Below are 9,704 nucleotides of genomic sequence, written 5' to 3'. Positions count from 1 at the left end.
CCTCGCCGCCCTGCTCGTGCCCGCCACGCAGGCACACGCGGACACGGTGACCTTCACGACGGGCGCCACACGAACCGACCAGAACGGCAACACCCTGCAGTTGCACGGGCTCGGCATCGTCAAGGCCGGCGACACCTGGTACGGCTTCGGCGAGGACAAGACCGGCAAGGCGTCGGGGAACACCTCGTTCGAAAACATCACCTGCTACACCTCTACCGACCTCGGCAACTGGACCTACCAGCGTCAGGCCCTGAGCCGGCAGGCCAGCGGTGACCTGGGCCCCAGCCGCATCGTGGAGCGGCCGAAGGTCATCTACAACAAGTCGACCAGCACGTACGTGATGTACATGCACATCGACAGCACCAACTACGCCGAGGCCAGAGTCGGTGTGGCCACCAGCAGCACGCCGTGCGGCCCGTACACCTACCGGGGCAGCTTCCGGCCGATGGGCAACCTCAGCCGGGACATCGGCCTGTTCCAGGACACCGACGGCACCGGCTACCTGCTGAGCGAGGACCGCAACAACGGCCTGCGCATCTACAAGCTCTCCGCCGACTACCTCTCCGTCGTCAGCGCGGTGGCCGTGCTGGGCAGCAGCGGCAGTGGCAGCGTCGAGTCGCCCGCCATGGTGAAGATCGACGGGATGTACTACGTCTTCGGCTCCCACCTGACGGGCTGGAGCCTGAACGACAACGTCTACGCCACCGCCACGTCACTGAGCGGCCCGTGGTCGGCGTTCCGGAACTTCGCCGCTCCCGGCACCCGCACCTACGGCAGCCAGACGGCGAACGTCATCACCGTCCAGGGCACCTCCGGCACCACCTACATCTACGCCGGTGACCGCTGGGACACCTCCAACCTGGGCGAGTCGAAGCTGATCTGGCTGCCACTGACCATCCGGGGCACGACGGTGAACCTCGGTCAGTACCCGACCTGGTCCCTCGACGTGAACGCGGGCACGTGGACGGCCGGCAGCGGGATCCCGTCGGAGGGGGTCCACACCCTGAAGAACCTCAGCAGCTCCATGCTGATGGACGTCTCCAGCGGCTCCACCGCGACCGGCGCCAAGATCATCCAGTGGCCGTCCGCCGGCGGTACCAACCAGCAGTGGACCCTCACCCGGGTGGCGGACAACATCTTCACGCTCAAAAGCGTCAAGAGCGGCCTGTGCCTGGACGTCCCGAGCAAGTCGACCACCGCCGGCGTCCAGTTGCACCAGTGGACCTGCAACGGCGGCACGAACCAGCAGTGGGCCCTCGACCTGACCGGCAGCTACACCGGCAGCAACTACATGCTGGTCGGCATAGGCAGCGGCCTGCACATCGGCGTCACGGGCTCCACCACCCAGGGAGCCGCCGTCATCCAGGAGCTCGGCGGCAGCGCGAACGTCAACAGCGAAACCTGGACCATCTCCTGACCGCGTGCCCCGGCGACCCGCCACCGAGCGGGCCGCCGGGGCACGTCTCCAACGGAGGAACACCTCACGGGCCGGTGCGGACCGGGACGTTGTCCGCTCGCCTGCCCATGACTCCTTACTGAGGTTGAACTCGTGATGTCGTGCTGTTGGTCAGGCGGGTCTGATGGCCAGGCCGGTCTCCGCGAGGCAGCCGTCTATGAGATGGGTGCGGTACTGGATGTGCCGTAGGCCGCGTCGGACCCGCTGGATGAGGTGTTCGGGAGTACTGAAGGCAACGTTGGAGAGCCAGCCGCGTCGCAGGAGAGACCAGATCCCTTCGACGGGGTTGAGGTCAGGTGCGTAGGGCGGCAGGTAGTAGATGGTCAGCCAGTCCCGGACTTCCGCCCATTCCCGCAGATCAGCGGCTTTGTGGACGTTGAGGTTGCCCCAGACGAGCACGATGGGGCCGCCGAGCTGCTGATGTGCGGCGATCAGCAGGTCGCGGTAGTCGCGCCAGGAGAAGCTCTTACGGCCGTCGCGCCGGCCGTCGTCCCGGCGCGGCCGGTAGATCAGCCGGGACCGGTGGCCGGGTTTGTAGCAGGTCAGCGCGGCGATCGACACTCGTCTGCGGGAACGGCCCCGGACCCGCACCACCGGGGTCCGGCCGCGCTGTGACCAGGTCTTCGCCTGTGGCGGCGTCATGGAGAAACCGGCTTCGTCCTCGAAGACGAGCCAGGCTCCACGGGCCGCCGCGAGCCTTCCGCGCACGGCCACACCTCCTTGACCCACCCGGCCACCGCGTCGTCGTCCCGCTCGATCGCGCGTCGGGCCGGGACCTGGCAGGACCAGCCGTTGCGCACCAGGAGCTTGCGCACACCCTGGACCGTGTAGGTCAGGTGGAAGCGCCGGCCGATCACCGTCTTGACCCGCGCCAGCGTCCAACGCTGGTCTTCCCAGCCATGCGCGGCCGACCCCTTGGCCAGCTCCGCCTCCAGCTGGGCGAACTGCTTCTGACTCAGCCTCGGAAGCGACGCCGGCCCCTGCGACCGCAGAGCCCGCGGACCGCCCTCGTCCCACATCCGCCGCCACCGCTGCACCGACCGGACACTGACCCGCAGGTCCTTCGCGATCACCGAGCTCGCCTCACCCTGGGCGAACCGCTCGGCCGCCTTGAGCCGTAACCCCTCGCGGAACTGCTGCCGTTCGGCGGTCAGCCCGCCCCCCTTGTGGATACCGCATGCCCCGGTGATACCGCACGAGCGACGAGCCGTCAGCCCCTACGACTCCACGAGTTCAACCTCAGTAGGCACCCGGCTCTGCCCCTGCGGCCTCGCCACGACTACGCCGTAGACCTTCGTCGTGGCCTCCCGGCCCAAGCTGCCAATACCGGCCCGGGAGTTCACCGCCCTTCCGGGCGGTTGCGCACCGCTGACCAGCCCATATCCACCGGATTGGAGCTGGCAAGAACTCAAGAGGCGTACAACACCGGTTCCTCGCGTATACCTTCCCGTCTCGCTCACCGGGCCCGACCCATCCGGCAGTGCTGGACCGGCCCGACTTTGTCGAGGCTGCTCTCGCCCTCCCCGGCGATCCCCGGTTCAGGCTGCCTCCAGCTTCACCTCGCCGCTACGACGGCGAAGCGACGGTGGTCTTCCACCTCCGTCCGAAACAACAGCGCCTCGTGGCGCACTGACAGAGTTCTTACCGGCACCCCGCATCGGGCCGCTACCGACCACGCTGACCAGCGGTGTCGACGGCCGGACGGTCCGATTCCCGCCGTAACGCGAGGGCCCCCGGCGGGAGTTGGTAGATGTGTGAGCAAAAACCAGCCCGCCGAGGACACTCAGGAAGTTGTCTACCAGGTCCGCCTCCCGCTGTCGAAGCGGACCATCAGCCCTCGTCGCCGACCTGATACGCCGGCGCCGGAACCAGATGCGCTCGCCCTGGCGCAAGGCCGAACCCGGCCGGCAGGCCGTCATCGTGCTCGCCGTCCTGCGCCACGACCAGCGTCTGGCCGACATGGCCGGCGCCAACGGTGTCGGGGAGTCCACCGTCCGCCGATGGGTGAAGGAAGTCGTCAAGCTGCTGGCCGCCCGGTCCCCGCGCCTGGACCGGGCGTTGAAGAAGATTGCCCGCAGCGGCGGGGTCGTGGTCCTCCTCGACGGCACCCTGATCCGCACCCACCGCCGCACCGGGAAGGACGACCGGAAGAACTACTCAGGCAAGCACAAGACCCATGGCCTGCTGTTTCTCGCGCTGACCGACGAGAAGGGCAACCTGATCTGGATCTCCGCGGCCAAGCCCGGCCGGTCCAGCGAGATCACCACCGCCCGCCACAACAAGATCACCGGACACCTGCGCGAAGCCGGCCTCGGCGCCCTGGCCGACCTCGGCTTCGTCGGCCTCGACGACAAACCCGACGACGACCCGGTGATCATCACCGGCCGCAAGGCCACCCGCAACCCCACCAGCTCACCGCTGCCGAGAAGGAGACGAACCGCCTGGTCAGCCGCGAACGCGCCGCCAACGAACACGGCTTCGCGAACCTCAAGGCATGGCGGACCCTGACCAAGCTCCGCACCGACACCCGGCAGGCCACCACGCTCCTGCGAGCCCTGCTCGTCCTCGCGAACAGCGAAGTACAGCGATGACGAGACGGGCGGACGATCTCGCCCCGACGATCACGCCGCCTACCAGCGTGAGGACCTCACCGGCCCATCACACCAGCCCCACTGAACTGCAGAAACGAGCTTGGCGCAGCCTCACTGAGCCTTTTCCAACCTGTGTTGAGCGTGGCGGGTTGGTCGCGGAGGTCTGTACAACGAAGTGAAGCTCCTGGTAGACGGGTTCACGACCAAGATCACCCATTGTCCACCAGGAGCTTCCGTGTCCCGTGTGTGTGGGGGCGTGGACAGGAGTCTGGCGGCTGTGCGACTCAGGCGCGGGAGAACAGGTCGGCGGGGGTCATCCGGTGCTGGCCCCCGGAAGGCGGCCCAGAGCGCCGGGGCACCTCCCGGCCTTCGGTACCGCACCCCGGCCCCGCACTCCGACGCAACCGCACCCCGGCCGCACCCCACCCTTCTGCCACAGCGCGTAACATCCTCTTCCCTCAGCCGTGGCCGGGGGCTGCGTTGCTGGGGCGTAGGTCAGCGTTCGATGGTCGCCCGCAGAGCCTCGCCTTCGGTTTCGAGATGCCTGAGGAACTCGACGACGGCGGGTGTGCCGGTGCGGTCGGCGACCACCGTGGTTCCCACGGTTCGCCGTACCGACTCCAGGGTGACGGGCAGGGCTGCCAGCTTGTCGTCGCCGGTGACGACCAGCTCGGGGAGCGCGGCGATCATGTCGGTCGCGATCAGCAGCTCGCGGACCGTGAGGATGGAGGTGCATTCCACGCGGTCCGCCGGAAGCGACAGTCCGTGGCGGTCGAACAGTGCTTTCAATTCGCCGCGCAGCGTGGTCTGTTCGAGCGGCAGGATCCAAGGGTGGCTGTGGGTGTCGGCGAGTGTCGGGTGGGCTTCGCGGGCGTGGAGTGGGTGGTCGCGGCGGGCGATGAGACGGATCGGCTCGTGGTAGAGCGTGTGCTGGCGGATCCTGCCCGGGTCGGGTGGCGGCCCGATCCGCCCGACGATCACGTCGAGCTCGCCGGCGAGCAGCTGCTGGTAGAGGACGTCGTAGGTGGCCTCGCGGATGACGACGATGATGCGCGGGCGCTTGCGTTTTAGAGCGGCCACCGCGCGCGGCAGCAGCATGGTGGTCCCTGCGAGCAGGGTACCGACGGTGACTGTTCCGGTGTGGCCCTCACGGAGCCCAGCGAGATGGTCGCCGGCGCGGTGGACCTCGGCGAGGATCACTCTCGCGTGTTCGACCAGCGCGGCTCCGTAGAGTGTGGCGGTCATCCCGCGCGGTTCGCGTTCGAAGAGTCGGGCTCCGAGGAGCTCCTCCAGTTCGCGCAGGGTGCGGGTGGCGGATGGCTGGGTTAGGCCCAGGACCTCGGCGGCGCGCACGACGCTGCCGTGCTTGGCGATCGCGGCTACCAGGGTGAGGTGGCGGAACTTGAGCCTGCCGTCGAGCAGGTCGATGGCCATTGGCGACTCCCCTTCATATATCGGTTTCAATATATCAAGCGCCGATATTGGTATTTGTTTGGTATGTCGCGGAACCTCATGATGCTTGCATGACCAAGTGGGAGCACTACATCGGCGGTCGGTTCGACGCCAGCAGCGACGGAGACCGCTTTGAGGTGGTTGACCCGGTCACCGGCCGTGCGTTCGGCATGGCCCCGCAGGCACTGGAGTCCACCGTGGACCGTGCGGTCACCGCGGCGCGCTCCGCGTTGTCCGGGCCGTGGGGGGACCTGGACACCGCGGGCCGGTGCGGAGTGCTGCGGCGGGTCGCGGACGGTATCGAGGCCCGGTTTGAGGAGTTCGTCGCGGCCGAGATCGCCGACACCGGCAAGCCGTACGCGCTGGCCTCCAGCGTCGACATCCCGCGTGGCATCGCCAACTTCCGCAGCTACGCCGACCTTGCGCTGGGTCGTGCGGAGGAGGCGCACCGCACGACCACACCGGATGGGCTGGGCGCCCTCAATTACACAGTGCGCCGCCCCCTTGGCGTCGTCGCGGTCGTCTCGCCGTGGAACCTGCCGCTGCTCCTGCTCACCTGGAAGGTCGCCCCTGCACTCGCGATGGGTAACACGGTCATCGCCAAGCCGTCCGAACTGACTCCGTCGACCGCCACCCTGCTGGCCGAGGTGATGGATGAGGCCGGCGTGCCAGCGGGCGTCTTCAACCTTGTGCATGGCCTGGGTACGGACAGCGCTGGAGCGTTCCTCACGGCGCACCCGGGGGTGGATGCCATCGCGTTCACCGGCGAGACCCGCACCGGCACCGCGATCATGGGTGCGGCGGCACGCAACCTGACGCCGGTCTCCTTCGAACTCGGCGGCAAGAACGCCGGCCTGGTGTTCGCCGACGCCGACCTGGAGCGGGCAGTCGAGGGCACCATCGCTTCCGCGTTCACCAACAGCGGCCAGGTGTGCCTGTGCACCGAGCGGGTGTACGTGCAGCGCGAGGTCTTCGACGACTTCGCCGCGGCACTTGCCGCAGGTGCCAAGCAGCTCGTGATTGGCCGCCCCCGCGACGAGGGCACCGGGCTGGGCCCGCTGGTTTCCGCCGAGCACCGCGCCAAGGTGCTGGGCTACTACGGGCAGGCCGCGGCTGACGGGGCGGTGCTGGCCGGCGGCGGCGTGCCGGAGTTCGGCGACGACCGGGACGGTGGGTTCTTCGTCGAGCCGACCGTGCTGGCCGGGCTGCCCGAGACCCATCCGGTGGTACGCGAGGAGATCTTCGGACCGGTGGTGCACCTGGCCCCGTTCGATACCGAGGACGAGGCGGTGCGGCTGGCCAACGACAGCCCCTACGGCCTGGCGGCGACGCTCTGGACCACCGACGTATCGCGGGCGCACCGCGTGGCACCACGCCTGGAAGTGGGCATCGCCTGGGTGAACTGCTGGAACCTGCGCGACCTGCGGACTCCCTTCGGAGGCGTGAAGGCCTCCGGCATCGGTCGCGAGGGCGGCACCCACTCCCTCGACTTCTTCTCCGAACCCACGAATGTGTGCGTGAAGCTGTGACCGACGACCGCACGACGACCCTGATCGAAGCCGCAGACCGGATGGACCGGGCGCGCGCGACCGGCGAGCCCTGCCCGCCGGTACGTGACCTGCTAGGCACTTGCGACGTGGCAGCCGCCTACGCCGTGCAGCGGATCCAGACCGAGCGCCGGTTGGCCGCCGGGCGCCGCGTGGTGGGCCGCAAGATCGGCCTGACCTCCGGCGCAGTGCAAGCCCAGCTCGGTGTGGAAAGCCCGGACTTCGGGGTGCTGATCGACGACATGGCCGTCCCGGACGGCGCGGAGATCCCCGTGGGCGCCGTCCTGCAGCCGCGCGCAGAAGCAGAGGTCGCGCTCGTCCTGGAACGAGACCTGGCGTTCGAGCGGCACACCGTCGCGGACCTCATCGGCGCGACCGCATACGCGCTGCCCGCGATCGAGGTGGTCGGCAGCCGCATCCGCGACTGGGACATCACCATCGTGGACACGGTCGCCGACAACGCCTCGTCCGGCCTGTACGTGCTCGGCGGCCGGCCGACCCTCTTGCGGGACGTGGACCTGCGTACCGCCGGGATGGTCATGGAACGCCGCGGCGAACAGGTGTCGGCGGGCGCCGGAGCGGCCTGCCTGGGTCACCCGCTGAACGCCGCCCTGTGGCTGGCCGACGCGCTGGCGGCGCTCGGCGAACCGCTCCGTGCCGGCGACACGGTCCTGACCGGCGCGCTCGGCCCCATGGTCGCCGTCGCACCGGGCGACGTGCTGGAGGCACGCATCCAGGGCCTGGGCAGCGTCCGCGCCGCCTTCGCGAAGACGCAACCGAAGACGGAGGAGGGCCGATGAACGGGCTGGTAGAGCGCTGGGCGCGCACCCTGGACGACGCGGCCACCAGTCGCACCGCGGTCGCCGGGCCAACCGAACTGGCCGAAGTGTCCCTCGCGGACGCTTACGCGGTACAGCGCGAGGTGGTGCGCCGTCGCCTGGACCGCGGTGAGAGCCTCGCGGGCTTCAAGCTCGGCTTCACCTCGGTCGCCAAGATGCGGCAGATGGACGTGCACGACCTCATCCACGGCCGGCTGACAGAGGGCATGCGGGTCGCGGACGGGGGCACCGTCGACGTCGAGGCGTTGCTGCACCCGCGCATCGAACCTGAGGTCGCCTTCCTCCTCGGAGCGCCGCTGGGCGCCGGCGCCGAAGGCACAGACCCGCTCGCGGCCGTCGCAGCCGTCGCACCCGCCCTCGAGGTCATCGACTCGCGATACGCCGGGTTCGCCTTCACGCTCCCCGAGGTGATCGCTGACAATGCGTCCTCGGCCGGGTTCGCGGTCGGCGCCTGGCAGCCGGCGCACGGCATAGACCTGGACAACCTCGGCGTGCTGCTGGAGGTGGACGGGCGGCTCGCGCAGAGCGGGACGACCGCGGCGATCCTCGGTCACCCACTGCGCTCGCTCACCGCGGCCGCCCGGCTGGCGGCCGCAGCTGGTCTGACACTGCAGCCCGGCTGGGTCATCCTCGCCGGCGCCGCTACCGCCGCGGTCCCGCTGCCGCCCGGCGCGCATGTGCGTGCCTGCGTCACCGGGCTCGGCACGGTCGAGGTCACCGCCTCGGCCCCGGCGGGTGCGCGATGAGCGAAGCGCTTGTGGTGCCCGGAAAGGCCACGCCGCGGGGCCGGTTCCCGCACCTGCGCCGCGCCGGCGACCTGGTGTTCGTCTCCGGCACCAGCTCCCGGCTCCCCGACGGCAGCTTCGCCGGCGCGAGCGCGGACCCCATGGGGGTGACCGACCTCGACATCCGCGCTCAGACCCGCGCGGTCATCACCAACATCGGTGACATCCTCGCCGCCGCCGGCGGGTCACTGGCCGACCTGGTGAACATCACCGCCTACCTCGTCAACATGAACGACTTCGGCGGATACAACGAGGTATACGCCGACTTCTTCGACGAAGGCGGTCCCGCACGGACCACCGTCGCCGTCCACCAGCTACCCCACCCCCACCTGCTCATCGAGATCAGTGCAACAGCCCATCTCCCGGCCGGTCCGGACCCCACCGGCCGGGCTGCGCCCGAAGCCGGGAACTGACCGACCACACGATCAACCGAGGAGCGCACATGTCCGGCAACTCGCCGACCACGCCGTTCAACCTCAACGCCTGGATCGACGCCAACCAGCACCTTCTCAAGCCGCCTGTCGGCAACGTGCAGGTCTGGCAGGACGCCGATCTTATGGTCACCCTGGTCGGCGGCCCGAACCGGCGCACCGACTTCCATGACGACCCGATCGAGGAGTTCTTCTACCAGCTGCGCGGCGACATGGTGCTGCGCGTGCACGAGGAGGACGGCAAGCCGCCCCGCGACATCGCGATCCGCGAGGGTGAGGTGTTCCTCGTCCCCGCGCACATGCGGCACTCGCCGCAGCGGCCCGAACCCGGGAGTATCGCCCTGGTCGTGGAGTTCGCCCGCCCGGCCGGGGTACGCGACGCGTTCGAGTGGTACTGCATGACGTGCCACCACCTGGTGCACCGTACCGAGGTGCAGCTGCAGTCGATCGTCGAGGACCTTCCGCCCCTGTTCGACGCGTTCTACCGCGACGACACCGCGCGGACCTGCCCGCACTGCGGTGCGGTGCACCCTGGGCGCGACTGGCCCGACGCGCTGCGCCCGCAGACCGCACGCACCCTCGGCGAAGCCTCCCCGCCCACCG

8 protein-coding genes and 1 pseudogene are annotated in these 9,704 nt (G+C 69.5%); 7 read left to right on the top strand and 2 right to left on the bottom strand.

What is annotated here, in order from left to right; genetic code table 11:
- On the top strand, positions 1-1,417 hold a 1,417-nt coding region (locus tag AOK23_RS21610), incomplete at its 5' end, for an RICIN domain-containing protein (protein WP_055714339.1).
- A 150-nt stretch (positions 1,418-1,567) separates the two neighbouring features.
- On the opposite strand, the pseudogene AOK23_RS51955 reads toward AOK23_RS21610, so the two are convergent.
- A pseudogene (locus AOK23_RS51955) lies at positions 1,568-2,635 on the bottom strand (IS630 family transposase).
- 612 nt (positions 2,636-3,247) lie between these two features.
- Between AOK23_RS51955 and AOK23_RS48495 the strand changes: the two are divergent.
- Entirely contained in the window at positions 3,248-3,964 is a 717-nt protein-coding gene (locus AOK23_RS48495) for a transposase family protein (protein WP_240496487.1), read from the top strand.
- 578 nt (positions 3,965-4,542) lie between these two features.
- On the opposite strand, the gene AOK23_RS21590 is transcribed toward AOK23_RS48495, so the two are convergent.
- Positions 4,543-5,481, bottom strand: a complete 939-nt coding sequence (locus AOK23_RS21590; RefSeq protein WP_338056494.1) for a LysR substrate-binding domain-containing protein — start codon at positions 5,479-5,481, stop codon at positions 4,543-4,545.
- 89 nt (positions 5,482-5,570) lie between these two features.
- Between AOK23_RS21590 and AOK23_RS21585 the strand changes: the two genes are divergently transcribed.
- From AOK23_RS21585 to AOK23_RS21565, 5 genes are all read left to right on the top strand, one after another.
- Positions 5,571-7,028: a 2-hydroxymuconic semialdehyde dehydrogenase gene (locus AOK23_RS21585; RefSeq protein ID WP_055714337.1), complete on the top strand. Its 1,458-nt coding sequence runs from the start codon at positions 5,571-5,573 to the stop codon at positions 7,026-7,028.
- 20 nt (positions 7,029-7,048) lie between these two features.
- Positions 7,049-7,846, top strand: a complete 798-nt coding sequence (mhpD, locus tag AOK23_RS21580) for a 2-keto-4-pentenoate hydratase (RefSeq protein WP_055714340.1) — start codon at positions 7,049-7,051, stop codon at positions 7,844-7,846.
- Positions 7,843-8,631: a 2-keto-4-pentenoate hydratase gene (locus AOK23_RS21575; RefSeq protein WP_055714336.1), complete on the top strand. Its 789-nt coding sequence runs from the start codon at positions 7,843-7,845 to the stop codon at positions 8,629-8,631. Before mhpD ends, AOK23_RS21575 begins: the two co-directional genes overlap by 4 nt.
- Positions 8,628-9,083 carry a RidA family protein gene (locus AOK23_RS21570; RefSeq protein WP_055714335.1) on the top strand — a complete coding sequence of 152 codons (456 nt, stop codon included), beginning with the start codon at positions 8,628-8,630 and terminating at the stop codon, positions 9,081-9,083. Before AOK23_RS21575 ends, AOK23_RS21570 begins: the two co-directional genes overlap by 4 nt.
- A 29-nt stretch (positions 9,084-9,112) precedes the next feature.
- The coding region (locus tag AOK23_RS21565) for a 3-hydroxyanthranilate 3,4-dioxygenase (protein WP_063791374.1) at positions 9,113-9,704 on the top strand (592 nt) is incomplete at its 3' end.

This window comes from Streptomyces torulosus (genome assembly GCF_001419765.1).
Lineage (GTDB): Bacteria > Actinomycetota > Actinomycetes > Streptomycetales > Streptomycetaceae > Streptomyces > Streptomyces torulosus.
Note: the sequence above shows the minus strand (reverse complement) of the source record. Positions and strands in the feature narration are given on the sequence as shown.

Bases quoted from the DNA above. Each gene is read 5' to 3' on its own strand.
- AOK23_RS21575 (WP_055714336.1), top strand. From the start codon at position 7,843: ATGAACGGGCTGGTAGAGCGCTGGGCGCGCACCCTGGACGACGCGGCC.
- AOK23_RS21585 (WP_055714337.1), top strand. From the start codon at position 5,571: ATGACCAAGTGGGAGCACTACATCGGCGGTCGGTTCGACGCCAGCAGC.
- AOK23_RS21590 (WP_338056494.1), bottom strand. From the start codon at position 5,481: ATGGCCATCGACCTGCTCGACGGCAGGCTCAAGTTCCGCCACCTCACC.
- AOK23_RS21570 (WP_055714335.1), top strand. From the start codon at position 8,628: ATGAGCGAAGCGCTTGTGGTGCCCGGAAAGGCCACGCCGCGGGGCCGG.